Here is a 25,284-nt window from a genome sequence, read left to right as displayed (position 1 = left end):
GAGACTCCGATGGGCGCCGCTCGCCTCTTCCTCTGGTTCGACGGCTCCGCGCTGGAGCGGGCGCATGACGGCGCGTGACTCCGCCCGCCGCCGCTCCACGTCGATTCGGCGCGCCTACCTCCGCGACTACCGCTACGCCTACGGTTCCCGCTTCGTGCACCTGCGCGAGGGCTGGGACGTCTCGCGGTACACCTCCGGCGACGGCGCCCCCGTGCTGCTCATCCCCGGGATCTACGAGACGTGGCAGTTCCTCCGGCCGATCGCGGAGCGGCTGCACAGGGCGGGGCACCCGATCCACGTGCTGCCCGCGCTCGGCTACAACACGCGGCCGATCGCCGCCGCGGCGAGCCTCGGCCAGGACTACCTGCGCGAGCACGATCTGCGCGGCGTGGTCGTCGTGGCGCACAGCAAGGGCGGCCTGATCGGCAAGCACATGATGGTGGTCGACGACCGTGAGGAGCGGCGGATCGAGCGAATGATCGCCGTCTCGACCCCGTTCAACGGCTCGTCGCTCGCCCGGATCGCCCCGGCACGGGCGCTCCGGGAGTTCGCGCCGCACCGCCCGCTCATCCGTCGCCTGCTCGCCGAGCGGGAGGCCGACGCGCGCATCACGTCGATCTACGGCATGCGCGACCAGTACATTCCGGGGGGCAGTCGGCTCGCGGGCGCGCACGAGAACATCGCGGTCTCGGTGGTCGGCCACTTCGCGCTGCTCTCGCACCCGCGGGTGCTTGACCTCATCGCGGCGCGGGTCTGAGCCGCGATGAGGGTCCGAGCCGCGGCGCGGGTCTGGGACGCAGCGCGGGTCTGGGACGCGGCGCGGATCCGAGACGCGGCGCGGGTTCGCGCTGGCCAGAGCCGGCCGGGGAGTCAGGACCAGGGCGTCAGCAGCACGAGCGGGATCTGCCGCTCGGTCTTCGTCTGGTACTCGGCGTAGTCCGGCCAGGCAGCCACCGCGCGCTCCCACCACTCCTCGCGCAGCTCGCCCTCGAGGACGCTCGCGGTGTAGTCCTTTTTCACCGGCCCGTCCTGCAGCTCGACGTGCGACTCCTTGAGCATGTTCCCGTACCAGACCGGATGCTCGGGCGCGCCGCCCTTGGACGCGACGACCACGTACTCGCCGTCGTGTTCGACCCGCATCAGCGCGGTCTTGCGGAGCTTCCCGCTTGTCGAGCCGACGGTGGTCAGGACGATGATGGGGCGGCCGCGGAGGAGGTTGCCCTCGGCTCCGCCGGTCCGCTCGTAGAGCTCCGCCTGCTCGCGGGCCCACTCGGACGTGCTGGGTTCGTACTCTCCGGTCAGCGGCATGACTCCGATCGTACGGCCGCGGCGGCCCCGGTGGACGAGCGGCGTGCAGGAGGATGGAGCGGTGCCCTCCGCAGATCCGTTCGACCGCGCCCGTATCGCCCTCCTGCGCGAGGACCTGACCCGCGCCCGCTACGGCGTCGACGCCGTGCGCGGGCTCTGGGGCGACGAGGCGGACGAGGCGCTGCACCGGGGCGACCGCGTCCCCGCCCGCCGTGCCCTCGCTCGCAGCGGCGACCACGACGCGCTGGCCACCCTCGCCCGCCTGTTCCTCCTTGCCGATCCCGTCCCCGCCGACGATGCGGAGGAGGCGTTCGGCGCCCTCGCGCTGGAGGGCGCGGTGGAACTCGGGTTGGTGCGCGTCGAGGCCGGAGCCGTCGTCACCGCGGCCCTGGACCTGAGGCCCTACGACGTGCTCGACCAGCGCGGCGCCGCGTCCTGGTGGATCGTGTCCGACCTCGGCGAGCTCGCGTTGGGCCGCCCGCTCGACGAGGACCACGTGCTCGGGGTCGGCGGCGCGAGCCTGACGCTGAGCGGGCTGATGATCCAGCGTCCCGTCGGCCGTGTCCTCGATCTGGGCACGGGCTGCGGGATCCAGGCGCTGCACGCCTCCCGTCACGCCGAGCAGGTGGTCGCGACCGACATCTCCGAGCGGGCGCTCGCGCTCGCCTCCTTCACCGCGGCGCTCAACGGGATCGAGAACATCGAGTTCCGCCTCGGCAGCCTCTACGGGCCGGTCGCGGGGGAGCGGTTCGACCACATCGTCACCAACCCGCCGTTCGTCATCACTCCGCGTGCCGAGGGTGTGCCGTCCTACGAGTATCGCGACGGCGGCCTCGAGGGTGACGAGATCGTGCGCCGGGTGATCCTCGGAGCGGCGGAGCACCTGGTGCCGGGCGGCGTCGCGCAGCTCCTCGGCAACTGGGAGTACCGCGAGCGCGCGGACGCTTTCGACCGGATCGACGGCTGGCTCGCCGATGCCCGCAGCCCGCTGGAGCAGGCGCTCGAGGCGGAGCCCGCGAGGCTCGACGCCTGGATGGGCGGTACCGCGTCACCGCTGGACGTCTGGCTGGTGGAACGCGAGCGCCAGGATCCGGCGGTCTATGCCGAGACCTGGATCCGGGACGGCGGCACGACACGAGGCCCCGCGTTCGACGCCCTGGTCGACGCCTGGCTCACGGACTTCGAGCGGCGCGGAGTGACGGGAGTCGGCTTCGGCTATGTCACGCTGCGACTGCCCGAACAGCCGCGCCCGCCGATCCGCCGGCTGGAGCGCATCACCGGCCCGGTCGCGACCGCGGGCCTCGGCGGCCACCTCGCAGCGTGCCTGGACGCCGTCGAGACGCTCTCCGGCCTTGATGACCGCGCTCTGGCCGGCCTCGCGCTGGTGGTCGCGGGAGATGTGACCCAGGAGCGGCACTACTGGCCGGGCAATGACGATCCGACCGTGCTGCGGTTGCGGCAGGGCGGAGGCTTCGCCCGGGTCGAGGAGGTCGATACGGCACTCGCGGCGGTGGTCGGCGCCTGCGACGGCGAGCTGTCGGCGGCGGCGATTGTCGCGGCGGTCGCCTCGCTCCTGCAGGTCGATGAGGAGGAGCTGACCGACTCTGTGCTGCCTCGGGTGCGCGAGCTGGTTGCGACGGGCCTGCTGCGCCTGCCCTGACGCGTCGCCGAGACACGAGGGCTGACGGCTCGTCGCAGCCACTCGCCGCCGCCGCTTCCCGCGTGCAGCCCTTGCCGGAGCCGCCGCGCTCTCGATCGCCCTCCTCACCGGCTGCACCGGCGGCGCCGCCTCCGACACGTCACGTCCGACTGTCGCCCCGGGCCCTGCGACCGGCGTCACCGATCGCAGGGCCCTGTTTCTCGTCAGCCAGAGGGACGTTTCTCGTCAGCCAGAGAGAGCGCCGGTGCGACGATCCAGAGCGACACCGGAGGGTTCTGCGCCAGTTCTTGAGGTGAGCGATCGCTCGTTCTGGTAGCGGATCGAGTACCCGGTCCGACTCAGGAAATCTCCGATCAGCGACCTGGCCCACGACGGAGACGAGGCTCTGCTCCACTCACCCAGCTTCCAGAGCCTGAGGCTAGCGGCCGTGCTCCGCGATGAAGCGCTCTACAGTCTCTCTCACCTCCGGTGCAACAGGCTTTCCTTGGAAGTAATCCTCCAACTGCGAGCCGACGGAAGACCTTATCTGCTGCAGGTCTTCGTCCGAAACAATCCAGGACCGCCCTCCCCAGATGAACAAATGCATATTGGCAGGAATATCTGCCCACTGACCAAGGCCATTGTTTCCATAGGAGTAGTCAACCGTCGAATTCATCCCGGTGACCTGGATCTTCACCGTTGGAGCGAGGGTGCCACCACGCGAGAAATGACTACTCGTTCCCACGGAGTCGATGAACGACTCCACGAGCCCGCCCGGCATGACGTAGTGTGAGTACACCTCAAACTCGCCGGCCGGCTGATTGTCGTTGGGTGAGTACGGCCTGCCAGCCGGAAAATTCAAGTTCGTGGGGTTTCCGAGCGCAAGTCCGGAACCACCGTTCAATGGTTGGAAATCACTCCGGATACCATTGCCGACGAAAGCATAGACACCCTCCGGACCGTCCATCCCCGAGGCGAACGTCTGACGATGACTGATGGTGAAGAGATATGTTTTTCCATCTTTGAAAATAAACTGGGGGCGCTCGGTCTGATCGGTGACGCAGTTCGCCGACAGGATGGGTGGCAGAAACTCCCACTCGGTCAGCGCTTCATTTTTAGCCTTCGCCAATCCGATGTTACCGATCTGGTAGGTGGCACCAGACGCGTTTACCGCGTCAACGCTCTCGGCGAAAGGATCACCAGCCCCATAGCCGAGATCGTCCTTCGTGCATCGAGCCGCTTCTCGAGAAAAGGCCGAGTTCCCCTCGAATACCATGTATGTGTCGTTAGGGTGTGCTGGATCCTTGAAGGTGAACGGATCGCGAAAGTTGTAATAGCGGTTTTGTTGCGCGTTTTGATAGAAAGAACCGTCGGGATTGAGCAATTGCTGCACCTGATCGAATCCGCTGAACGATACACCGAAAGCGTCGGCCTGGACGTGACCCACGCTCAGGACGATACGGGAATCGTAGGGTTTGATGTCCCGACCGGCGCCATCCCGGTAAAAAGCGACGTCGGTGAAAAATAGGTTGACTTGACCATCCCTGGATATGCGCGCGGAGCCTGACCACTGGGTCTGCTGGCTGAAGGACCGGTCGGCGAAGATCTGATCCGTCACTCCGTTGCGGAAGACGAGACCGCCGTAGGTCCAACCGCCATTCTGCGGCCTTGCGGACTCGGGAAGATTCGCTGGACGGTAGAAGTACCCGATCTTGGCGGAAGTGTGACGGTCATCGAAGCGGATGCTGCGATCAGCGACGAGCGAATAAATGATCTCCCACCCGTTCACGGAATACTGGTTCCCGTTTTCGTCCGCCAGGGGCCACGTATCCCACACCCAAACTTTTCCGTTCGACATGTCTGGGAAGTCCTGTGGAACGGTCGGCATCGTCAACGATGTCGGCATGGAGTTCTCCCTCGGCGGGGCAGACGGGTCTGAGAGGCGCTTGATTTGGCGGGCATCCGCACGAGTCCATTTCGACGTGAAGTTGCCCTCTGGAGCAAAAGCCTGCTGTGAATGAACCGTCGGCTGCGGCCCCTTCTGAAGTGATTCCGCAGCCGCCCCCGGCCCGCCCCCGGCGAACACCGAAGCGCACAGCGCGCTACACGCAAAAATTACCAGAAGGGAACGACGTGGACGACGTTCCCTCATTTCCTTGGTCATGACCGACCCCTTCGATATTGAGCAGCGCAACCATAGTCGTCTCCGGCTAGAAGAGGGTCGTGGAATCTGCGATGACCCCAGCTGTGGGGGCGCCCGGTGCCGTTGCTGTCGGCCAGCCGGGGCCCGTGTCGACGGGCTGCCGGCGCTGGTAGGCGGTCGCGGCGTTTCGCGCGCGCACGTCGGCGGCCTCGTTCATCCGGTGGTTCGCGTGCCCCTTCACCCACTCGAAGGTGACGGCTCGGCCCCGCAGCTCCTCGTCGAGCGCCTGGATGATCTCGACGTTCATCACCGGTTTGCCGTCGGCCTTGCGCCAGCCCTTCCGCTTCCAGCCCGGTAGCCACTCGGTGCAGGCCTTAATCGCGTACTGGCTGTCGCAGAGGATGTGCAGCGGCTCCTCCTCCTGCGCGGTCGCCCGCAGCAGCTCGAGCACCGCGGTGAGTTCGCCGATGTTGTTCGTGCCGTGCGACCAGCCGCCCGCGGCCCAGCGCTCGTCGTCCACGTACCAGGCCCAGCCGGCGGGGCCGGGGTTGCCCAGTGCGGACCCGTCTGCGGCGGCGATGATGCTCACGTTCGTTTCTCCTCGTGCTCTCGGTACTCGCGCCGGTGCGGCGCCCTCCGAGGGTAGTCGGCCTCCACCCCGGGACGGGGAGGACGGCGTGTGCCGAGGGCGTCCCCGCGGTCGAGGAAGCCACAAGCGCCCGACTGCGCGCACTGACCCTGTCGGTGTGCATGACACACCGGCCGCATCGGTGTGAGTTCTTTCACGCCTTTTCTGGATCGAAAACAGGATTCTTTCCTACCTTCTTTGTATGGTCGCCGCTGCGCGGTGCTCGTCACCGGACAGCGACAGTAGTGAAGGAAATCGAAGGTGGAGTCAGGGGTTTCGATCAAAGTTGTTTGCCCACATCGCGTCGATCGCGATGGTAGGAGGTCTTCTCGCTCCAGCCGCAGTGGCGGACGAGAACAGTACGAGTGGCGAAGTGCGCATCGGAGTCATGATCGACGGCGTTCTGACTCCGGCCGACCCTGCTGACATCGCCGCGGCGACCGCCGGCCTCCCCGACCGGTCTTCTGGACAGGGCGGCGACGCGACGCCGCAGCTGATCGACTGGAACCAGTGGTTTGGCTGTTTCAGCCTGAACCATGAAGACGACGTGTTCGCGCAATACGTGCACTGGTGGGACGGGGAATCCCAGGACGTCAGACTGAAGTGTGGGACCGGCGGGGCGAAGACTGGGTGGGGTTATATGCACATCCGGGGGGAGCACGAGCGGAACTGGCAGGATGAATTCGACGCGGCGCGAGCGGCGGGTTGGGATCCGAGGAACGATCGGATGGAGTCCTGGGACGATCTGATGTCCTTCTCCACGGGGCAGGCCATTCGCTATCCTGAGTTCCGCGGTGGAAACACTGTCAATAAGAGTCGTTGCGCGGTGAGTGAGGTCATTTTCTATCGTGTCAATTCCGGAGAGCGCGTGTATTCCTTTAGAGTACGCTCCGCCTGGGCGAGTGATAGCGACCGCTTGATTACCAGTTTCCCCCAGAAAAAGGAGATTTGCTGAATGAACGATAATTTCCGGGAAGTGCGATTCTTCCCCGACCTAACCGCTTCCTTTTGTCTCTGGGCGTCGAAGGTGGAGAACATCACCCCCACGGCGACCGAGCTCGGTGCGAGCCAGGAGCTCGAAGACAGGATCACGGCGTGGTATCAGGTGTGGGAGGATCAACGCCCTTGGGACGGCGGCTTCGACTCGCCTGACGTCGAACGCACCTGGGAAGAGGAGGGCGACCGGATCGTCCTCGAGCTACGGCGCGAACTCGAAGGAACGGGAATCACGATCGTCCCGCGCTTCGGCGGCAAGCTGACCTGACGAGCGCGACGCGATCACGCACTCGGGTGCGCGGGCCGCGAGCCGCACGAGGATCAGCTGCCGAAGGAGCGTCCGAGCCCGCTCATCGCTCATCCGCCGCTCGCGCGAGCACGTCCACCGCGTAGCCGTAGCCCGCGATGCCCGCCCCGACGATCACCGCGACCGCGATGTCCGAAAGGTAGGAGTGCTGCCGGAACGATTCGCGCCGGTGCACGTTGCTGACGTGCACCTCGACCATCGGCAGCTCGGTCGCGAGCACGGCGTCGCGGATGGCGATCGAGGTGTGCGTGTAGGCCCCCGCGTTGAGCACCACCCCCAAGGCGGTGCCGCGCGCCGCGTGCAGCCGGTCGATGATCGCGCCCTCCGAGCTGCTCTGGAAAGCCTCGATCGCCAGGCCGTGGCGCTCAGCGGCCTCGGCAGCGAGCGCCTCTGCGTCGGCGAGGGTGTCCGAGCCGTAGAGTTCGGGCTCGCGGGTGCCGAGCAGATTCAGGTTCGGGCCGTTGAGGACGAGGATCGGCAGCTTCACGCTCCGACCCTAGCGCCGGCCGTCCGCGCGAGTGGGAGCGGCCCCCGCGGGCCACAGGGTGTCCGGCCGGAACCGGCTCGGTTCGGGGTCAGGCCGCCAGCGGCAGCTTCTCGGCCAGCAGGCGCAGCCGCAGGGCCTGGAGCTCGGCGGTCAGCTCGGGCGGCAGCCGGTCGCCGAACTGCGCGAAGAACTCCTCGGTGAGCGCGCACTCCGCGAGCCAGGCCTCGACCGGGACGGAGAACAGCTCCTTTTTCTGGGCCGCGGTGAGTGGGAGCCCGTGCGTGTTGATCGCGAGCGGTAGGTCGCCGACCGGGCTGTGCCGCGCCTCCGCCAGCCCCTCCACCCGGCGGACGAGCCACTGGAGCACCCGCGCGTTCTCGCCGAATCCGGGCCAGAGGAAGTTGCCGTTCGCATCCTTGCGGAACCAGTTCACCTGGAACACGGCGGGCGCCCTGTCGCCCAGCTCGGCGCCGATCGCCAGCCAGTGCGCGAAGTAGTCGGCCATGTTGTAGCCGCAGAAGGGGAGCATCGCGAATGGGTCGCGGCGCAGCTCGCCGACCGTGCCCTCCGCGGCGGCCGTCTTCTCGGAGGCGATGGTCGCCCCGAGGAAGACGCCGTGCTGCCAGGAGGTGGCCTGCGTCACCAGAGGCACGTTGCTCGCTCGGCGGCCGCCGAAGACGATCGCGTCCAGCGGCACTCCGTCGTGGGCGTCCCAGTCGGCGGAGAGCGACGGGCACTGCACGGCCGGCGCGGTGAAGCGCGAGTTGGGATGCGCGGCGGGGGTGCCGGATGCGGGCGTCCACGGCTGCCCGCGCCAGTCGGTCAGCCGCTCGGGGACCTCGTCGGTCAGGCCCTCCCACCACACGTCGCCGTCCTCGCGGAGCGCGACGTTGGTGAAGATCGTGTTGCCCCAGAGCGTCTGGACGGCGTTCGGGTTGGAGCTCTTTCCGGTGCCGGGAGCGACTCCGAAGAATCCGGTCTCGGGGTTCATCGCCCAGAGCCTCCCGTCCTCGCCTCGGCGCATCCAGGTGATGTCGTCGCCGAGCGTCTCGACGCGCCAGCCGGGGATCGCGGGCTGCATCATCGCGAGGTTGGTCTTGCCGCACGCGCTCGGGAACGCCGCAGCCACGTGGTACCGACGCCCCTCGGGGGAGACGATGCGGATGAGCAGCATGTGCTCCGCGAGCCAGCCCTCCTCGCGACCCAGCGCCGAGGCGATCCGCAGGGCGAAGCACTTCTTCGCCAGCAGGGCGTTGCCGCCGTAGCCGGAGCCGAACGAAACGATCTCGCGGGTCTCGGGGAACTGCGTGATGTACTTCACCGGATTGCACGGCCAGGCGACATCGGCACGGGCGACCCCGTCGGCGTCACGGAGGGGCTGCCCGACCGTGTGCACGCCGCGCACGAAGACGGTGTCCTCGGTGAAGGCGGCCAGCGGCTCGGAGCCGACGCGCGCCATGATCCGCAGGTTGAGCACCGCGTACGGCGAGTCGGTGACCTGCACTCCGAGCTGCGAGAGCGGCCCGCCGACCGGGCCCATCGAGAACGGGACGACGTACATCGTCCGCCCGCGCATCGCGCCGTCCAGGAGCGGAGCGAGTTCGGCTTTCATCGCGGCCGGCTCGCGCCAATTGTTGGTGGGCCCGGCATCCGCCTCATCGGTCGTGCAGATGAAGGTGCGGTCCTCGACGCGGGCGACGTCGTCGGGGTCGGTGCGGGCGAGGAACGAGCCGGGCCGCCACTCCGGGTTCAGCGGGAGGAGCGTGCCGGAGGCGACGAGCCGCTCGGTCAGGCGGTACCACTCCGCGGGGGAGCCGTCACTCCACTCGATCGCGTCGGGCTTGAGGATTGCGGCGGTCTCGCGCACCCAGCGGCGCAGGGTCAGGGGCGCGGGCGGCACGACGGGCGCGGGGACGGCGGTCGGCGCGGTCATGGTGCTCGGCTCGAGTCGGACGGTGTTGCTGAAGATGCTCATGCTGGCTCCGCTTTCGGTGGTCGTCGTCGACGGGGGTGGGGAGTCGCCGGCCGAGGCCGGGAGGGGCGCTCGGTGGCGCCTCAAGCCAGGATGGAGGAGGATCGAGGGGTATTCCCGGCGTAAAGGGCATCAAGAACCGTCATTTTTGCGCTTTCGTCACAACCGATCGCTGGAGCTCGCCGTGACCGATCCCTCAACCCCCGCCGCCGGCTCGGATGCCGTGCTGCTCGGGCAGCGCCTGCGCCACTTCCGCACCCGTCGCGGACTCACCCTCGGGCAGCTCGCCGAGCGGGTGGATGTCTCGGGGAGCCAGTTGTCGCTGATCGAGACCGGCCGACGCGAGCCGCGGCTCTCCCTCCTCCAGCGCCTCGCCGCCGCGCTCGGCGTCGAGCTGGCGGCCCTGCTCTCTGACGAGCCGCCGAGCGAGCGGGCCGCGCTCGAGATCGAGCTCGCCCGCGTGCAGAAGGGCTCGCTGTACCGCTCGCTCGGCCTGCCGGAGTTCAAGGTCAACAAGGGGCTGACCACTCCCGTGCTGGAGGCGTTCCTCGGCGTCTACCGCGAACTCGCCCGCCGTCGCAGCGAGGCGAGCGCCACCCCGGAGGAAGCGCGCCGGGCGAACACGGCGCAACGGCTCCAGTTGCGCGAGCGCAACTCCTACCTGCCCGCGATCGAGGAGGTGGCCGGAGAGATGCTGCGCACGGTCGGGCACCGCGGGGGAGCGCTGACCCACAGCTCCGTCTCGAAGATGGCCCGGCATCTCGGCTTCGAGATCATCCACGTCGGTGACCTGCCGCACTCGGCGCGCTCGGTGATCGACCTCGCGAACGGTCGGATCTACCTCCCGCCCGCTTCGATCCCGGGCGGGCACGGGCTGCGGGCGCTCGCGCTCCAGGCGATGGCGCACCGCCTCCTCGGCCACGAGCGGCCGGTGACCTACGCCGACTTCCTCCGCCAGCGTCTCGAGATCAACTACTTCGCCGCCGCCTGCCTGATGCCGCTGGAGCCGGCCGTCGCCTTCCTCCAGGAGGCCAAGCGGGAGCGGGACATCTCGGTCGAGGACTTCCGCGACGGCTTCGGTGTTACCCACGAGGCGGCGGCGCTCCGCTTCACCAACCTGCTCACCTCGCACCTCGACATCCGGATGCACTTCCTGCGGGTCCTCGGCGACGGCTCGATCCAGAAGGCGTACGAGAACGACGGGCTGCCGCTGCCGACCGATGTGACCGGAGCTGTCGAGGGCCAGGTCGTCTGCCGCTACTGGTCGGCGCGCTCGGCGTTCACCCGCACGAACCGCACCACCGAGTACTACCAGTACGTCGACACGCCGGCGGGCACCTTCTGGTCAGCGTCGCAGACCGGCACGACCGCGACGGAGGAGTTCTCGATCACAGTGGGCGTCCCGTTCGCCGAGGCCCGCTTCTTCCGCGGCCGCGACACCGACCGCCGCGAGCTCTCCCGCTGCCCCGACGAATCCTGCTGCCGGCGCGCACCGTCCGATCTCGCCGCGCGCTGGGACGGCAACGCCTGGCCGAGCGCCCGCCTGCACGCGCACGTGCTCGCGCCTCTGCCCTCGGGCACCTTCCCCGGCATCGACGACGCCGAGGTCTACGAGTTCCTCGACACCCACGCCCGCGAGCCCTAACCGCCCTCCCCCCTCCTTCGCGAGATGCCACTTACGAGGCCTTTCCTCGGCGTGTCTTCGTCATAGGTGGCATCTCGCGGCGGGGGCTGTGGAGAACTCGAGCGGGGAGGGTGGCGGATGGGGGACCCTGCGGGCATGAGTGAGCAGCAGCATTCCGGAGTGGTCAACGCGTCGACGAGTGGCGCGTCGCGGCACGGCCTCGTCCGGGACTATCCGGTCGCCGTCTTCCGTGGTGCACGTGCGGTCGTGGAGCCGCTGGACTTCGACGAGCGGATCACTGCATTCGCGGCTGTCATGCGGCCGGGGGAGTTCTTTTCGCACGGCACGGCGGCGCACCTGCTGGGTCTGCCGGATCGGAGGAAGACAGCGACGACTGCGCTCGACGTCGCGGTCGCCCCGCCGATGCGCGCCGCGCGTCGCGTGGGCGTCCGCTCGCACCACCTCTGGGACGAGGCGGTCACGGTCGTCCACGCCACCTATCCGACGGCCGATCCGGCGTCGACGTTCTGCCACCTCGCCGCGTCCAGGACTCTCGACGAACTCGTCGTCCTCGGCGACGCTCTCGTTCTGCCCGACGAGGAGGGGACCCGTCGGGGGCTCCGCGTCGACCTCACGATCCTGGCCGAGCGCGCCCGGTGCTTCCGCGGGCGGGGCGGTCGCCTGGCCCGCGAGGCGGTGGGCTGGGTCAGGTCAGGGGCGGAATCCCCGCGCGAGACACTGCTGCGACTACTGCTTCTGCGAGCCGGACTTCCGGAACCGGAGCTGAACGTGGAGCTGTTCGATGCTGACGGGCTCTTCGTCGCCCGAGTGGACATGCTCTACCGACGTGAGCGCGTCGTCGTCGAGTACGACGGTGATCAGCACCGTACGGACCGGGCGCAATACGAGCGGGACATTGCCCGGATCGAAGCGATCGAGGCGCTCGGCTACCGAGTCGTCCGGGTCCGCGCTTCCGGTCTCCTCGCGCCCGACGCGACCGTCGCCCGCGTCCGCCGCGCCCTCGCCGTGTGACCGACCCCGCGAGATGCCTCTTATGACGACGACACGCCGAGCGGATGCCGCACAAGTGGCATCTCGCGGAGGGAGCGGGACGGGGTGCGTCAGCCGGAGATGAGGGCGCGGGCGGTGCCCTCGTCGAGGATGAGGTCGGTGATCAAGCCGGCGGCGAGGGCGCCGCGCAGGCCCGGCAGCTTGGAGGCGCCGGCCACCACGCAGATCCGGCGCGACGCGCGACGCACGGTCGAGAGGTCCGGGCCGCTTGCACGTTCGTTCATGGGGATGTCGTCCCAGCTGCCGTCGGAGCGGTAGAACACCGTCGCGACGTCGCCGACGACGCCCGAGCCGCTGAGCGAGGTGAAGTCGCTCGGCTCCAGGTAACCGCCGATGTACACCTTCGAGGGGACTGCGGCGAACGGCGACCCGAGCCCGAACAGCGCCACGTCCATCCGCTGCTGCAGCTCCAGGACCCGACGGGTGGAGCGCTCGCGCCACACCGCCTGCTTGGTGGTCGGGTCGTCGAAGAATGCCGGCACCGGGAACTGCTGCACCTTCGCGGCGTACGCGTCGCCGAAACGGCGCAGGATCTCACTGGAGTAGTTGATGCCCGTCGTCTCGGTGTTCCCCGCGCCGTTCAGCTGCACGATCTGCGTGTTGTGCGTCTCCTTGGCGATCAGGTGGCGACTGATAGCGCTCATCGTCGACCCCCACGCGATGCCGACGATCATGTTGGAGTCGATGAACTGCCCGAGGATCCGCGCCGCGGACAGCGCCACCCGCTCCAGCCGGTCGATCTCGCTGGTGTGATCCGGCACCGGCACGATGTGCGCGGTGATGTCGAAGTGCGCGCGCACCTCGGCCGAGAGGGCGCTCGCCCGGTCGAGAGGGGAGCGGATCTGGATGTCGACCAGGCCGGTCGCGCGGGCGTGCGAGAGCAGGCGCGAGACGGAGGAGCGCGACGTGTGCAGCTCGTGCGCGATGGCGTCCATCGTCAGGTCTTGCATGTAGTAGAGCTGTGCCGCCCGCAGCGCGTCGCGCGTTTTGTCTGGATGGGTCGCGTGGGTCGTCTCGTCGAGTTCGACGACCGGTCTCACCGGGGTCATTACCACTCCCTGCACGGATTTCCAGCCGTCTTGACCGGATGTGTTGTCGGGTCAAGGATGGCTGTATTCCTCCGCGAAATCAATCGTCCATCTCTTCGGTGCACGCTAGCGCGGGGGCCTCGACGACACCCCTACGACACGAAGGCGAGTACGAAGTGGCACAGTCCGACGGAACTCCCGGAAACTCCGCTCTGCGTGAGAGCGTCGCTGCTCTCCGCGACAACCCCCGAGCCACGGTCCTGGTCATCGGCGGTGGAATCAACGGCATCGGGACCTTCCGCGAACTCGCGCTGAACGGGGTCGACGTCGCCCTCGTCGAGCGCGGCGACTACGTCTCCGGTGCCTCGAGCGCCTCCAGCCACATGATCCACGGCGGCATCCGCTACCTCGAGAACGGCGAGTTCCGTCTGGTCAACGAGGGCGTGCACGAGCGCAACGGCCTGCTGAAGATCGCTCCCCATTACGTCAAGCCGCTGCAGACGACCATCCCGATCTACTCGACGTTCTCGGGCATCCTCGCCGCCCCCCTGCGCTTCCTGACTCACAAGTCGGGCAAGCCGCAGGAGCGCGGTGCGCTGCTGATCAAGGTCGGGCTCACCCTCTACGACTTCTTCTCCCGCGACGGCGGCACCGTGCCGCGCCACCAGTTCCACGGTCGGAAGCGCTCGCTGAACGAGCTGCCTCAGCTCGATCCGAAGATCAAATACACCGCCACCTACTTCGACGCCTCCGTGCACGAGCCGGAGCGCCTCGCGCTCGACGTCCTGCACGACGCGCTGATCGGTGGCAAGAAGGCCCGCGCGGCCAATTACGTCGAGGCCGTCGGCGCCGACGAGAAGGGTGTGGTCCTGCGCGATCGCGAATCCGGCGAAGAGTTCACCTTCGCAGCCGACGTTGTCGTCAACGTCTCCGGGTCCTGGACCGACTTCACCAACACCGCCCTCGGCACGAGCACGACGTTCATGGGCGGCACCAAGGGCTCGCACATCGTGCTCGACAACCCCGAGCTGGTCGAGGCCTGCGAGGGCCGCGAGATGTTCTTCGAGCACAGCGACGGCCGCATCGTCCTCATCTACCCGCTCAAGGGCCGCGTCATGGTCGGTACGACCGACATCGACGCTGACCCCACCAAGCCCGCGGTGTGCACGGAGGAGGAGATCGACTACTTCTTCGAGCTCGTCAGCCACGTCTTCCCCGCCATCCCGGTGGACCGCTCGCAGATCGTCTTCAAGTTCTCCGGCATCCGTCCGCTGCCCCGTCACGACGACGAGGCGCCCGGATTCGTCTCCCGCGACTACCGCATCGAGCCCTCGACCCTGCCCGGCAACGGCTCGCCCGTGCTCAGCCTGGTCGGTGGCAAGTGGACGACGTTCCGTGCCCTGTCCGAGCACCTCTCGAACGAGGTTTTCACGCGGATCGGCGTAACCCGTCGCGTCTCGACCGTGAAGACCCCCATCGGAGGTGGCAAGGGCTTCCCGCGCACCGACGCGTCCCGTGCGCAGTGGATCAGCCAGCACCGCTCCGGCCTGTCCTCGGCCCGCACCGGCCAGCTGCTCGAACGCTACGGCACCCGCGCGCAGGAGGTCATCGAGGCACTGGTCGACGGACACGACGAGGCACTCGACTTCGACAAGGACTTCACCACCGGCGAGGTCCGCTATCTCGCGAAGCACGAGAGCGTGGTGCACCTGATCGACCTGGTCATGCGCCGCACGAACCACGCTTTCACCGGAGGCCTGAGCCGCGAACTCCTCGAGGAGCTCGCCGAGCACACCGGAGCCGTGCTGGGCTGGGACGACGCCACCCGGGCATCCGAAGTGGATGCGACCATCGCGCACCTCAAGGAGTACAACGGCGTCGACGTCGGGGGCACGTCGGTGCAGGCCCCGACGGCCGTGCCCGCCTCCTGATCGGCCGAGAGGCTCGATCGGCGACAGCCCCGGAGTGAGGAATACCTCGCCCGGGGCTGTCGTCACGACAACGCACAAACGTGCACGCGCCGTTCCTTGTCGCTGGGACAGGGCGCCGATAACTTCACACACGGCGGGCATCGCAGCCCGCCGCGAACGCCTGCGCGCGTTCGTCTTACCCAAAGGAAAAGGTCAACGTGGACAATCTCGGAGTGGTGTTCCTCGCCGAAGTCGTGGGAACGGCGATGCTCGTGCTCCTCGGCTGCGGTGTCGTCGCCAACGTCGCACTCGTGAAGAGCAAGGGTCTCAACGGCGGAACCCTCATGGTCAACATCGGCTGGGGCTTCGCGGTCTTCGCCGGCGTGATCGTCTCGTACAACTCGGGGGCGCACCTGAACCCCGCGGTCACCCTGGGCCTGGTCGCCAGCGGAGCGACCGAATTCGGCTCGGGCGTCCCGGTGAACATCGCCTCGATCCTCGTGTACATCCTCGCCCAGATGATCGGTGCGATCCTCGGCGCCGTCTTCTGCTGGCTCGCCTACAAGCAGCACTTCGACGAGGAGCCCGACGCAGCCAACAAGCTCGGCGTCTTCTCGACCGGCCCGGCGATCCGCTCCTACGGCTGGAACTTCGTCACCGAGGTCATCGGTACGTTCGTCCTCGTCTTCGTCGTCATCGGCTTCGGCGGCGGACGTCAGGGCGACGGCGGCCTGGCCGCACTCGGCGCTCTCCCCGTCGCCATCCTGGTGATTGCAATCGGTGCCTCGCTCGGCGGCCCGACCGGCTACGCCATCAATCCCGCCCGTGACCTCGGCCCCCGCATCGCGCACGCGCTGCTGCCGATCAAGGGCAAGGGCTCGAGCGACTGGAGCTACGCCTGGGTGCCCGTGGCCGGCCCGATCGTGGGCGGTGTGCTCGCGGGCCTCGCCTCGCTCGCGCTGCTTCCGGTCCTCTAAAGCCGCCGCATTTCCTGCCACCCCCGTTACGAAGGAGTAATCATTCATGGCTGACTACGTCATCGCTATCGACCAGGGGACCACGTCGTCCCGCGCGATCATCTTCGACAAGAAGGGATCGATCGTCTCCACCGGCCAGAAGGAGCACGAGCAGATCTTCCCGCGCGCCGGCTGGGTCGAGCACGACCCGATCGAGATCTGGAACAACGTCCGTGAGGTGATCGGTCAGGCCCTCTCCCGCGCCGACCTGACCCGTCACGACATCGCCTCGGTCGGCATCACCAACCAGCGCGAGACCGCGGTCGTCTGGGACAAGACCACCGGCAAGCCCGTCTACAACGCCATCGTCTGGCAGGACACCCGTACCCAGTCGATCGTCGACCGACTCGCGGGCGACGAGGGCGCGGACCGCTTCAAGTCGATCGTGGGCCTCCCGCTCGCGACCTATTTCTCCGGTACCAAGATCGTCTGGATCCTCGAGAACGTCGAGGGTGCGCGCGAGAAGGCGGAGGCGGGTGACCTGCTCTTCGGCACCACCGACACCTGGGTTCTGTGGAATCTGACCGGCGGCATCGACGGCGGCGTCCACAAGACCGACGTCACCAACGCCTCCCGCACCCTGTTCCTCGACCTCGAGACTCTCGAGTGGCGCGACGACATCCTCGAGGCCTTCGGGGTTCCGAGGTCGATGCTCCCCGAGGTCTGCTCCTCCTCCGAGGTCTACGGCCAGGTCGAGTCCTCCTCGCTGCTGCGCGAGGTGCCGATTGCGGGCATCCTGGGCGACCAGCAGGCCGCGACCTTCGGTCAGGCGGCGTTCGATCCGGGCGAGGCGAAGAACACCTACGGCACCGGCAACTTCTTGATCTTCAACACGGGCACCGAGATCGTGCACTCGAAGAACGGGCTGCTCACCACCATCGGCTACAAGCTCGGCGACGGTGAGGTGCACTATGCGCTGGAGGGCTCGATCGCCGTCTCCGGCTCGCTAATCCAGTGGCTGCGCGACAACCTGGGCCTCATCGGCTCGGCCCCTGAGGTCGAGGCGCTGGCCGCCACGGTCGAGGACAACGGAGGCGCGTACTTCGTCCCCGCGTTCTCGGGCCTGTTCGCGCCGTACTGGCGCTCGGACGCGCGCGGTGCCCTCGTGGGCCTGACCCGCTACGTCAACAAGGGCCACATTGCCCGCGCCGCGCTGGAGGCGACCGCCTTCCAGACCCGCGAGGTCCTGGACGCGGTCAATGCCGACTCCGGTGTGCCGCTGCAGGAGCTCAAAGTCGACGGCGGCATGATCGCCAACAACTTGCTCATGCAGTTCCAGGCCGACATCCTCGGCGTCCCGGTCGTTCGACCGGTCGTCGCCGAGACCACCGCGCTCGGAGCGGCCTATGCGGCCGGTCTCGCGGTCGGCTTCTGGGCGAACCTCGACGACCTGCGCCAGAACTGGCAGGAGGACTCGCGCTGGACTCCCCAGATGGACCAGGACGAGGCTGCCCGCCAGTACCGCCTGTGGAAGAAGGCCGTCACCAAGACCTTCGACTGGGTCGACGAGGACGTGCAGTAATTTTTTCCGCGGCAGTCCCTGCCTGCCGCGGCGCGGTCGGCTCGTCGAGGCGGTCGCGTCTCGGGGAGCGGGTCGCGTCCGGCTAGCGGACAACGCGGGCACGTGTTCTCCCCGTTCGCCTTCTTCGGCGAGCGGATGACGTCAGTCCCTCACGGTGAAGCGCCCTGGTCGTCCCTCGGGTCGGGTGGGGCGCTTCGTTGTTCCGAGGAAGGCGCGGAGTCTGCCGGGCGGGAGGTCCGCGCCAGCGAGGGCGGAGGACGGGGCGGTTCTGCGAGTTGCGGGTGGGCTGCTCCTGGTGAGCGACTCCGGGTGAGCGCCGGCCGATCGCCGCGAACGAGGCCGTGCCGCTCAGCCCCCGGACAGCCCTAGCTGCGCGTCGAGTTCGTCGAGGCCGCCGATGCGCCGGACGTCCAGCGCCAGTGCTTCCGGCGGCAGCGCGCGGCCGTGCTCGGGGCCGCCAACGCGGTCGAGCCACACGCCGCGCAGCCCGGCAGCGGCCGCTCCGATCGCGTCGGTCCCGAGCCGGTCGCCGACATAGAGCGCGTCGGCCGGAGCGACGCCGAACCGCTCGCAGGCGATCGCGAAGATCCGCGCATCCGGCTTGGCGACGCCCACATCACCCGAGGCGATCACGTGCTCGACCCGGTCCGCGAGGCGCGTGCCCTTGATCTTGCCCAGTTGAAAATCGAGCACGCCATTCGTGATGATCCCGACCCGGACCCCGGCGGCGTCGAGCCGGTCGAGGACGGGCAGCGCGTCGTCGTGCAGGGTCCACGCGGCCACGTAGTGCTCCAGGTACCCGCGGAACCAGGAGCTCGCCTCCTCCGGCGACAGCGCGACTCCGGCCTCTGCGGCGAAGTCTGTCGCGCGGGCCCGTCGCTGACCCTCGTAGTCGAGCTCACCAGCGAGGTAGCGGTGGTAGTGCTCCTCCTCGAGCAGGTGCCAGTGGTGCTGCAGGTCGAGCGGAGTGGCGGCGTACGCCGCTCCCAGCGACGCAGCGTGCGCGACGATGCCCTCCCGCACGGCGTGGGCATGCGCGAAGAGCGTGTCGTCGAGGTCGAAGAGCGCGAGCTGCAGCACGGTCGGCTCAGCGGACGCGGCGGAGCAGGCCGATGCGCTCGTAGACCGCGGCGAGCGTACGCTCCGCAGTCTCGGCGGCGCGGTCGGCGGCGCGGGAGAGGACACGGTCGAGCTCTGCCGGGTCGGCCAGTAGCTCGGCGGTCCGCGCGCGGATCGGGTCGAACCTCGTGGCGACCACCTCGACGAGTCCTTTCTTCAGGTCCCCGTAGCCACGGCCCGCGTACTCCTGCTCCAGCGACTCGACAGAGCGGTCGGCGAGCACGGAGTAGATGGTGAGCAGGTTCGAGACGCCGGGCTTCGCGGCGCGATCGAAGCGCACCTCGGACTCGGTGTCGGTCACGGCGCGCATGATCTTCTTGGCCGTCACCTTCGGCTCGTCGAGCACGCTGAGCAGGCCGGCATCCGACTCCGCCGACTTCGACATCTTGGCGCCCGGGTTCTGCAGGTCGAAGATTTTTGCGGTCTCGCGCACGATGTGCGGCTCCGGCACGGTGAACGTCTCGCCGAAACGCGAGTTGAAGCGCGCGGCAAGGTCGCGGGTGAGCTCGAGGTGCTGGCGCTGGTCCTCGCCGACCGGGACCGCGTCCGTCTGGTACAGCAGGATGTCGGCCGCCATCAGGATCGGGTAGGTGAACAGTCCCACCGAGGCGGCCTCGGTGCCCTGCTTCGCCGACTTGTCCTTGAACTGCGTCATTCGGCTCGCCTCACCGAACCCGGTCAGGGTGTTCAGGACCCAGGCGAGCTCGGCGTGCGCGGGCACGTGCGACTGGATGAAGAGAGTGGACCGTTCCGGATCGATGCCCGCGGCAATGTACTGCGCGGCGGTCGCGCGAGTGCGATCGCGGAGCTGCTGCGGGTCCTGCGGAACCGTGATCGCGTGCAGATCGACGACGCAGAAGTATGCGTCGAAGTCCTCTTGCATCGCGACCCACTGCGTCAGGGCGCCGATGTAGTTGCCGAGGTGCAGAGAACCGGAGGAGGGCTGCATGCCGGAGAAGATGACGGGCGCGGCGCCCGGAGTGCTGGGGGTCATGAAGGGCCTCGAGGGGTCGGAGTCGCGGGGAGCCGCGAGGGGTCGGGGTCGCGGGGGCCGCGAGGAAGGAGGGTTAGAGCGCGTAGTCGACGACCACGGGGGAGTGGTCGGACCAACGGGTGTCGTAGGCGTCGGCGCGGTCGACCTCGTAGCTGCGGGCGAGGGCGGCGAGCGCGGGGGTCGCAAGCTGGTAGTCCAGGCGCCAGCCGGTGTCGGTGTCGAACGCCTTGCCGCGCTGCGACCACCACGTGTACGGACCAGGGACCTCGCCCGCGAATCGGCGGCCGAGGTCGATCCAGCCCAGGCCGGCGCCGGCGTTGTAGTCGGGTTCGCCCTCCGCGCCGAGGAAGCGGTCGAAGTAGGCGCGCTCCTCCGGGAGGAAGCCTGCCTTCTTGACGTTGCCCTTCCAGTTCTTGATGTCGAGTGTGCGATGCCCGACGTTGAGGTCGCCCATCACCACCGCGAGCTCGCTGTGCGCCTGGAGTTCGGGGAGGCGGGCCGTCATCGCGTCGAGGAAGCGGTACTTCTCGATCTGCTTGGGGGTGCCCACTTCGCCGGAATGGACATAGGTAGAGACGACCGTGATCGACCGGTCGCCGACCTCGTAGTCGGCCTCGAGCCAGCGCCCGGCCGAATCGAAGTCGTCGGCGCCGAACGAGACCCGGTGGATGGTGGCGCGCTTGCGCGAGGCGAGCGCGACTCCGGCCCGGCCCTTGGCGCTCGCCTCATCGTGCAGGACGTCCCACTCGTCGCCGAGCAGCCCGGTGAGATCCTCGGTGGAGGCGCGGACCTCTTGCAGGGCAAGGATGTCGACGTCGCGGCCGGCCAGCCAGTCGCCCATTCCCTTCCGGTAGGCGGCGCGAACGCCGTTCACGTTGACGGAGGCGATTCGGAGGGTGCTGCTTGTCACCACAGCATTCTACGGAAGGGGTACCGACGGCGACGGCCCGGCGGCGCTGCCCGGGGCGCCGTCTCTCCCGTCCGCCGTTCGATGTGCAGGGGATGCATGGGTCGGACGCCGTATCGTCCGGCAGGATCGCCCGGACCGCGCGGATCACCTGCTGATCGCGCGGACTCCTGCAGATCGTGCGGAGTCCTGCTGATGGCGCGGATTGCTGTAGGGGACAGGGCGGATGACCGCCCATCGCTCGGTGTGGGGTGCCGTGACCTGCACGAGCCGTTCGATGTGCAGGGGATGCGTGGCTTGAACGCCATTTCATCCGGCTCAATCGCGCAACCCGCTCGGATCGCCTGCTGATCGCACCAACTCCTGCACATGGCACCAACTCCTGCACATGGCACGGACTCCTGCACATCGCGCGGACTCCTGCACATGGCACGGACTCCTGCTGATTGCACCGGCTCCTGCACATCACGCGCGCGCCGCGAACGCAGAAGCCGGCGGCCGCCTCGCGCGCCGCCTCCCTCGGAGAGGGGAGGGGCACGGGGGTGGCCGCCGGCGGGACCGCTCAGGACGGTCGGTCGGTGGGAATCAGGCGGGGACGGCCCGCGCGGCGACGGGCTCGGGCACCTCGGCGACCACGGGGGCGCGCGCGATGCTCTTCGCGACAATCACGCAGACGGCCGTCACGACCATGCCCACCAGGATGGCGACCAGGTAGAGGATCGGCTGCCCGACGAGCCCGGTGACCCAGACCCCGCCGTGCGGCGCGCGAAGGGTCGAGCCGAACAGCGCGACGAGAGCACCCGTCACAGCCGAGCCGACCATTGCCGAAGGGATCACGCGCAGCGGGTCGACCGCGGCGAACGGGATCGCTCCCTCCGAGATGAAGGACGCACCCAGGAGGTAGGCGGCCTTGCCGTTCTGCCGTTCGGCATCGGTGAACAGGCGTTTGCGAAGCGACGTCGCCAGCGCGAGGCCCAGCGGCGGAGTCATTCCGGCGGCCATCACGATCGCCATCACCTTGAACTGCACCGAGTTCGGGTCGCCGTCGGCGGGGACGGAGGCGAGACCGGTGGTCGCGAAGGCGTACGCCACCTTGTTCACGGGGCCGCCCATGTCGAACGCCATCATCAGGCCGAGAATGATGCCGAGGATGATCAGGTTGCCACCGGTGAGGCCGGAGAGCCACGCGGACAGGCCCTCACTCAGTGCGCGGAGCGGGGCTCCGAGCACGACGAACATCAGGAATCCGGTGATGAAAGTAGCGATCAGAGGGATGATCACGACGGGCATCAGCGACTTGAACGCCGCGGGGAGCTTGATCCGCGAGATGAAGAGGGCCGCGTAGCCGGCGATGAAGCCGGAGGCGAGGCCGCCGAGGAAGCCCGCGCCGACGGTGACCGCGACCGCTCCGCCGAGGAAGCCCGGCGCAATGCCGGGGCGGTCGGCGATGCCGAAGGCGATGAAGCCGGAGAGCACCGGCACCAGGAACGCGAAGGTCGCGCTTCCGATGAGGAACATCACCCCGGCCCAGTCGGTGATATTCGCGACGCTGAAGCCCTCGTCAATGATCTGCTGAGCCGTGAAGTCCACGATCCGGTAGCCGCCGAAGAGGAACGACAGGGCTATCAGCAGACCGCCTGCCGCGACGAACGGGATCATGTACGACACGCCGGTCATCAGGTTCTGCCGGATGCGCGTGCCGACGCCGACCTTCTTCGGAGCGGCAGGAACCGCGGCCGGAGTCGATCGTGCGCCTGCCGAGCCGGTGCCGCGCAAGGCCAGCGCGCGATCGAGGACCTCGTCCGGCTTGGAGAGCGCCTCGGCGACGCCCACCTGGAGGATCGGCTTGCCGGCGAAGCGGTCCCTGCCCCGGACTTCGAGGTCGGCGGCGAGGATGACGACGTCGGCGTCGGCGATGTCGGCCGCGGTCATCTCGTCCGAGCCGGCTGCACCCTGCGTCTCGACGTGGATCGGATAGCCGCGCTTCTTCGCGGCCTGCTCCAGAGCTTCCGCCGCCATGTAGGTGTGTGCGATGCCAGCAATACAGCTGGTCACGGCGACGAAGCGCGGTTCGGAGGCGCGGCCCGCGGCGGGTGCGTTCCGCACCTGTGCGGCGGCGCGGTCGATGACGTCGGCGGCCTTCGCGAGCGCCTCCGACGTGCCCACTTCGAGGGTGGGCTTGCCGGCGAAGCGCTCCTTCCCGCGGACCTCGAGGTCGGCGGCGAGGATAACGACGTCGGCGTCGGCGATCGTCTGGTCGGTCATGGGGTCGGAGCCCGCAGCGCCCTGGGTCTCGACCTGAATCTCGTAGCCCTTTTTCTTCGCGGCCTGCTCGAGCGCCTCGGCCGCCATGTAGGTGTGCGCGATGCCGGCGATACAGCTCGTCACGGCGACGATCTTCACGAGACGACGACCTCTCGGGCGATGATGTCCGCGACCTCCTGGCCGCTGGCGGCGGCACGGAGGGACCCGGTGAAGGACTCGTGGATCAGCTTGCGGGCGAGCTGGGCGAGGATCTTGAGGTGCGCCTGGTCGGCGCCATCCGGAGCCGCGATCAGGAAGATCAGATCGGCAGGGCCGTCAGGGGCGCCGAAGTCGACGCCCTGCTTCGCGATGCCGACTGCGACACTGGGGGAGACGACGTGCGCGGAGCGGGCGTGGGGGATTCCGATGCCGCCGGGCATGCCGGTGGCCATTTGCGACTCGCGGTCGCGGACGTCGGCGAGGAAGCCGTCGAGGTCGGTGACGCGGCCGGCGTCGGCGAGCGTCTTCGCGAGCTGCGCGGTGGCCTCGTCCTTCGTGGCGGCGGTGAGGTCGACGATGACCGTCGACGCCTCGGTGAGAGCAGTCATGCGCTCAGTTCTCCAATCGGGAGGGTGGGGTCGGGGTTCTCGACGACGGTGACGTCGTCGAGGTGAAGGGAGTCGGGCCCCGGGGCTTCACTGCCCGGGAGCTGGACGGCGGCGGTTCCCCACGCGACTGCTGTCGCGAGGCGCTCCGCCTCCGTGGCGTCGACGGCCGAGAGATAGCCGGCGAGTGTGCTGTCGCCGGCGCCGACGGTGCTGAGGGGCACGACGGCGGGGGCGCCCGCCCACCACGACGCGTGCGCCGTGACGAGGAGGGCTCCGCGCTCTCCGAGGCTGACGAGCGCTCGCGCAGTCGGCAGCCCCAAGAGTTCACGGGCTCCGCTGACAACGTCTCCGACCGTCGTCAGGGAGCGCCCGAGGAGCTCCTCGAGCTCCTCGAGGTTGGGCTTGACCAGGGTGGCCGTGCCTTCCGCGACGATGGCGGTCAGGGGTGCTCCCGAGGTGTCAACGGCGAGGGGGACGCCGAAGTGCCGGGCGAGACGGCCCAGGGCGGGGTAGAAGTCCGTTCCCAATCCCGGAGGGATGCTGCCGCAGGCGACGAGCCAGCGGGGTGAGGCCGAGACGTGATCGGCGATCAGCGCGGAGAGGTCCTGCGCCTCCTCCTCCGTGACCGCAGGCCCGGGCTCGTTGATCTTGGTGGTGCGGCCGGTGCGGTCGTCGACCACGGTGATGTTGGTCCGGATCGGGCGGCCGATCGCGGCGCTAGCGGAGCGCACACCGGCGGCCTCCAGCATCGCGGAGAGGTCGAGGCCGGTGGAGGCGTCCGCGGGATACACCGCGGTGGCGTCGACTCCATTGCGGGCGAGGGCGCGGGCGACATTAACGCCTTTGCCGGCCGGGTCGCGCCGCACATCGTGTGCTCGGTTGACGTCGCCGAGGGCGAAGCCGCTGGTCGAGAGGGTGACGTCGATGCTCGGGTTTGCGGTGACGGTGACGATCATGCGCGGACGACCTCCGGGCCGGCCGACTCGATATCGTCGGCGAGCTGGTCGTCGACAGCGGTGTCGGTGATGACGGTGTCGACTGCGGACAGCGGGGCAACGTGCCCGAAGTCCTGCCGGCCGAACTTGGAGTGGTCGGCGAGAACCACGACTCGGCGGGCGGAGGCGATGATCGCAGACTTGACGACGGCCTCGTTGAGGTCGGGCGTCGTGAGCCCGCGCTCCAGGCTGAGGCCGTTCGTGCCGATGAAGGCGACGTCCACCGAGATCGAGGCGATGGCCTGCACGGCCCACGGTCCGACGGCGGCCTGCGTCACTCCGCGCAGGTGCCCGCCGATGAGGTGGAGCTCGATGGTCGGCCGACCGACGAGCGCCATCGCGACGGGGAGGGAATGGGTGACGACCGTCAGCCGACGGTCCAGGGCGAGCAACTCGGCCAGGCGCACCGTGGTGGTGCCGGCGTCGATAGCAATCGAACCGCCGTCGGGGACCTCGGCCAGCGCTGCGGTGGCGATGCGGTCCTTCTCGCCGGCGAGGTGTCCCTCGCGGGCGGCGACCTCGGGCTCGATGCCCAGGCGCTTGACCGGAATCGCGCCGCCGTGCGCGCGACGCAGGAGGCCGCGCTTCTCGAGGCTGGTGAGGTCGCGACGGATCGTCTCGGGTGTCACCGCGAGAGAGAGGGCGAGGTCACGGACCTCGACGCGCCCGTCGATGCGGGCACGGTCCAGGATCGACTGGTGCCGCTCCGGTGCGTACATATGGACTCCGTCGTCTCGCCGTGGGTGGTGCGCCTGATCCGCGGTGC

At 68.7% G+C, this 25,284-nt stretch carries 22 protein-coding genes; 9 read left to right on the top strand and 13 right to left on the bottom strand.

Annotated elements, in window-relative coordinates:
• The first annotated feature begins 64 nt into the window (after positions 1–64).
• Positions 65–757, top strand: coding sequence for an esterase/lipase family protein (locus A6122_RS10380; protein WP_068254585.1), 693 nt, complete (start codon positions 65–67; stop codon positions 755–757).
• A gap of 113 nt (positions 758–870) precedes the next feature.
• Here A6122_RS10380 and A6122_RS10375 read toward each other — a convergent pair whose 3' ends face one another.
• A complete protein-coding gene (locus A6122_RS10375) occupies positions 871–1,308 on the bottom strand; it encodes a nitroreductase family deazaflavin-dependent oxidoreductase (RefSeq protein ID WP_068254582.1) in 438 nt (145 codons plus the stop codon).
• On the opposite strand from A6122_RS10375, the gene A6122_RS10370 reads away from it, so the two are divergent.
• Complete coding sequence (locus tag A6122_RS10370) at positions 1,307–2,968, top strand: DUF7059 domain-containing protein (protein ID WP_084415961.1); 1,662 nt, start codon at positions 1,307–1,309, stop codon at positions 2,966–2,968. The two genes, A6122_RS10375 and A6122_RS10370, sit on opposite strands and share 2 nt — an antisense overlap.
• Positions 2,969–3,386: 418 nt before the next feature.
• Here A6122_RS10370 and A6122_RS10365 read toward each other — a convergent pair whose 3' ends face one another.
• A complete protein-coding gene (locus A6122_RS10365) occupies positions 3,387–5,111 on the bottom strand; it encodes a glycoside hydrolase family 68 protein (protein WP_237358169.1) in 1,725 nt (574 codons plus the stop codon).
• Positions 5,112–5,157: 46 nt separating this feature from the next.
• Positions 5,158–5,679 carry a ribonuclease H family protein gene (locus tag A6122_RS10360; protein ID WP_068254579.1) on the bottom strand — a complete coding sequence of 174 codons (522 nt, stop codon included), beginning with the start codon at positions 5,677–5,679 and terminating at the stop codon, positions 5,158–5,160.
• 427 nt (positions 5,680–6,106) lie between these two features.
• On the opposite strand from A6122_RS10360, the gene A6122_RS10355 reads away from it, so the two are divergent.
• On the top strand, positions 6,107–6,673 hold the full coding sequence (locus A6122_RS10355; protein WP_146085072.1) for a hypothetical protein: 567 nt from the start codon (positions 6,107–6,109) through the stop codon (positions 6,671–6,673).
• Positions 6,674–6,982 carry a hypothetical protein gene (locus A6122_RS10350; protein ID WP_068254573.1) on the top strand — a complete coding sequence of 103 codons (309 nt, stop codon included), beginning with the start codon at positions 6,674–6,676 and terminating at the stop codon, positions 6,980–6,982.
• Positions 6,983–7,064: 82 nt separating this feature from the next.
• Here the strand turns inward: A6122_RS10350 and aroQ are convergent, their stop codons facing one another.
• Both aroQ and A6122_RS10340 read right to left on the bottom strand, forming a co-directional pair.
• Positions 7,065–7,508 carry a type II 3-dehydroquinate dehydratase gene (gene aroQ / locus A6122_RS10345; RefSeq protein ID WP_068254570.1) on the bottom strand — a complete coding sequence of 148 codons (444 nt, stop codon included), beginning with the start codon at positions 7,506–7,508 and terminating at the stop codon, positions 7,065–7,067.
• A gap of 88 nt (positions 7,509–7,596) precedes the next feature.
• Positions 7,597–9,483 carry a phosphoenolpyruvate carboxykinase (GTP) gene (locus A6122_RS10340; RefSeq protein WP_373408568.1) on the bottom strand — a complete coding sequence of 629 codons (1,887 nt, stop codon included), beginning with the start codon at positions 9,481–9,483 and terminating at the stop codon, positions 7,597–7,599.
• A 181-nt stretch (positions 9,484–9,664) separates the two neighbouring features.
• Between A6122_RS10340 and A6122_RS10335 the strand changes: the two genes are divergently transcribed.
• Both A6122_RS10335 and A6122_RS10330 read left to right on the top strand, forming a co-directional pair.
• Positions 9,665–11,125 carry a helix-turn-helix domain-containing protein gene (locus tag A6122_RS10335; protein ID WP_237358168.1) on the top strand — a complete coding sequence of 487 codons (1,461 nt, stop codon included), beginning with the start codon at positions 9,665–9,667 and terminating at the stop codon, positions 11,123–11,125.
• Between the two features lie 135 nt (positions 11,126–11,260).
• The gene (locus A6122_RS10330; RefSeq protein WP_068254568.1) at positions 11,261–12,136 is read left to right on the top strand and encodes an endonuclease domain-containing protein; all 876 of its coding nucleotides are present in this window, start codon (positions 11,261–11,263) and stop codon (positions 12,134–12,136) included.
• Positions 12,137–12,225: 89 nt separating this feature from the next.
• On the opposite strand, the gene A6122_RS10325 is transcribed toward A6122_RS10330, so the two are convergent.
• Positions 12,226–13,224 (bottom strand): sugar-binding transcriptional regulator, encoded by a 999-nt coding sequence (locus A6122_RS10325; RefSeq protein ID WP_068254565.1) that lies wholly within the window; start codon positions 13,222–13,224, stop codon positions 12,226–12,228.
• Positions 13,225–13,379: 155 nt separating this feature from the next.
• Between A6122_RS10325 and A6122_RS10320 the strand changes: the two genes are divergently transcribed.
• The 3 genes from A6122_RS10320 to glpK all read left to right on the top strand — a co-directional run bounded on the left by A6122_RS10320 (position 13,380) and on the right by glpK (position 17,651).
• The gene (locus A6122_RS10320) at positions 13,380–15,134 is read left to right on the top strand and encodes a glycerol-3-phosphate dehydrogenase/oxidase (RefSeq protein ID WP_237358167.1); all 1,755 of its coding nucleotides are present in this window, start codon (positions 13,380–13,382) and stop codon (positions 15,132–15,134) included.
• A 197-nt stretch (positions 15,135–15,331) separates the two neighbouring features.
• Positions 15,332–16,090 carry an MIP/aquaporin family protein gene (locus tag A6122_RS10315; RefSeq protein ID WP_084415957.1) on the top strand — a complete coding sequence of 253 codons (759 nt, stop codon included), beginning with the start codon at positions 15,332–15,334 and terminating at the stop codon, positions 16,088–16,090.
• Positions 16,091–16,136: 46 nt separating this feature from the next.
• Entirely contained in the window at positions 16,137–17,651 is a 1,515-nt protein-coding gene (gene glpK, locus A6122_RS10310; protein WP_068254562.1) for a glycerol kinase GlpK, read from the top strand.
• 348 nt (positions 17,652–17,999) lie between these two features.
• Here the strand turns inward: glpK and A6122_RS10305 are convergent, their stop codons facing one another.
• The 7 genes from A6122_RS10305 to A6122_RS10275 all read right to left on the bottom strand — a co-directional run bounded on the left by A6122_RS10305 (position 18,000) and on the right by A6122_RS10275 (position 25,237).
• Complete coding sequence (locus A6122_RS10305) at positions 18,000–18,731, bottom strand: HAD family hydrolase (protein WP_068254560.1); 732 nt, start codon at positions 18,729–18,731, stop codon at positions 18,000–18,002.
• 7 nt (positions 18,732–18,738) lie between these two features.
• Positions 18,739–19,764, bottom strand: coding sequence for a tryptophan--tRNA ligase (gene trpS / locus A6122_RS10300; RefSeq protein ID WP_084415956.1), 1,026 nt, complete (start codon positions 19,762–19,764; stop codon positions 18,739–18,741).
• Positions 19,765–19,837: 73 nt separating this feature from the next.
• Entirely contained in the window at positions 19,838–20,674 is an 837-nt protein-coding gene (locus tag A6122_RS10295) for an exodeoxyribonuclease III (RefSeq protein WP_068257483.1), read from the bottom strand.
• Between the two features lie 582 nt (positions 20,675–21,256).
• Positions 21,257–23,074 (bottom strand): PTS fructose-like transporter subunit IIB, encoded by a 1,818-nt coding sequence (locus A6122_RS10290; protein WP_084415955.1) that lies wholly within the window; start codon positions 23,072–23,074, stop codon positions 21,257–21,259.
• Entirely contained in the window at positions 23,071–23,523 is a 453-nt protein-coding gene (locus tag A6122_RS10285; RefSeq protein WP_068254557.1) for a PTS sugar transporter subunit IIA, read from the bottom strand. Before A6122_RS10285 ends, A6122_RS10290 begins: the two co-directional genes overlap by 4 nt.
• Positions 23,520–24,479, bottom strand: coding sequence for a 1-phosphofructokinase family hexose kinase (locus tag A6122_RS10280; RefSeq protein WP_068254554.1), 960 nt, complete (start codon positions 24,477–24,479; stop codon positions 23,520–23,522). Before A6122_RS10280 ends, A6122_RS10285 begins: the two co-directional genes overlap by 4 nt.
• The gene (locus A6122_RS10275) at positions 24,476–25,237 is read right to left on the bottom strand and encodes a DeoR/GlpR family DNA-binding transcription regulator (RefSeq protein WP_068254551.1); all 762 of its coding nucleotides are present in this window, start codon (positions 25,235–25,237) and stop codon (positions 24,476–24,478) included. The genes A6122_RS10280 and A6122_RS10275 overlap by 4 nt, the downstream gene beginning before the upstream one ends.
• Between the last annotated feature and the right edge of the window lie 47 nt (positions 25,238–25,284).

It is taken from the genome of Rathayibacter tritici (assembly GCF_001641005.1).
Lineage (GTDB): Bacteria > Actinomycetota > Actinomycetes > Actinomycetales > Microbacteriaceae > Rathayibacter > Rathayibacter tritici.
This window is presented reverse-complemented; position numbering and strand designations above follow the sequence as displayed.

What these genes read in the sequence shown, in the direction of transcription:
- trpS (WP_084415956.1), bottom strand. Translation starts at nt 19,764, where the DNA reads ATGACCCCCAGCACTCCGGGCGCCGCGCCCGTCATCTTCTCCGGCATG.
- A6122_RS10365 (WP_237358169.1), bottom strand. Translation starts at nt 5,111, where the DNA reads ATGACCAAGGAAATGAGGGAACGTCGTCCACGTCGTTCCCTTCTGGTA.
- A6122_RS10285 (WP_068254557.1), bottom strand. Translation starts at nt 23,523, where the DNA reads ATGACTGCTCTCACCGAGGCGTCGACGGTCATCGTCGACCTCACCGCC.
- A6122_RS10340 (WP_373408568.1), bottom strand. Translation starts at nt 9,483, where the DNA reads ATGAGCATCTTCAGCAACACCGTCCGACTCGAGCCGAGCACCATGACC.
- A6122_RS10350 (WP_068254573.1), top strand. Translation starts at nt 6,674, where the DNA reads ATGAACGATAATTTCCGGGAAGTGCGATTCTTCCCCGACCTAACCGCT.
- A6122_RS10370 (WP_084415961.1), top strand. Translation starts at nt 1,307, where the DNA reads ATGACTCCGATCGTACGGCCGCGGCGGCCCCGGTGGACGAGCGGCGTG.
- glpK (WP_068254562.1), top strand. Translation starts at nt 16,137, where the DNA reads ATGGCTGACTACGTCATCGCTATCGACCAGGGGACCACGTCGTCCCGC.
- A6122_RS10280 (WP_068254554.1), bottom strand. Translation starts at nt 24,479, where the DNA reads ATGATCGTCACCGTCACCGCAAACCCGAGCATCGACGTCACCCTCTCG.
- A6122_RS10330 (WP_068254568.1), top strand. Translation starts at nt 11,261, where the DNA reads ATGAGTGAGCAGCAGCATTCCGGAGTGGTCAACGCGTCGACGAGTGGC.
- A6122_RS10375 (WP_068254582.1), bottom strand. Translation starts at nt 1,308, where the DNA reads ATGCCGCTGACCGGAGAGTACGAACCCAGCACGTCCGAGTGGGCCCGC.
- A6122_RS10380 (WP_068254585.1), top strand. Translation starts at nt 65, where the DNA reads ATGACGGCGCGTGACTCCGCCCGCCGCCGCTCCACGTCGATTCGGCGC.
- A6122_RS10275 (WP_068254551.1), bottom strand. Translation starts at nt 25,237, where the DNA reads ATGTACGCACCGGAGCGGCACCAGTCGATCCTGGACCGTGCCCGCATC.
- A6122_RS10325 (WP_068254565.1), bottom strand. Translation starts at nt 13,224, where the DNA reads ATGACCCCGGTGAGACCGGTCGTCGAACTCGACGAGACGACCCACGCG.
- A6122_RS10355 (WP_146085072.1), top strand. Translation starts at nt 6,107, where the DNA reads ATGATCGACGGCGTTCTGACTCCGGCCGACCCTGCTGACATCGCCGCG.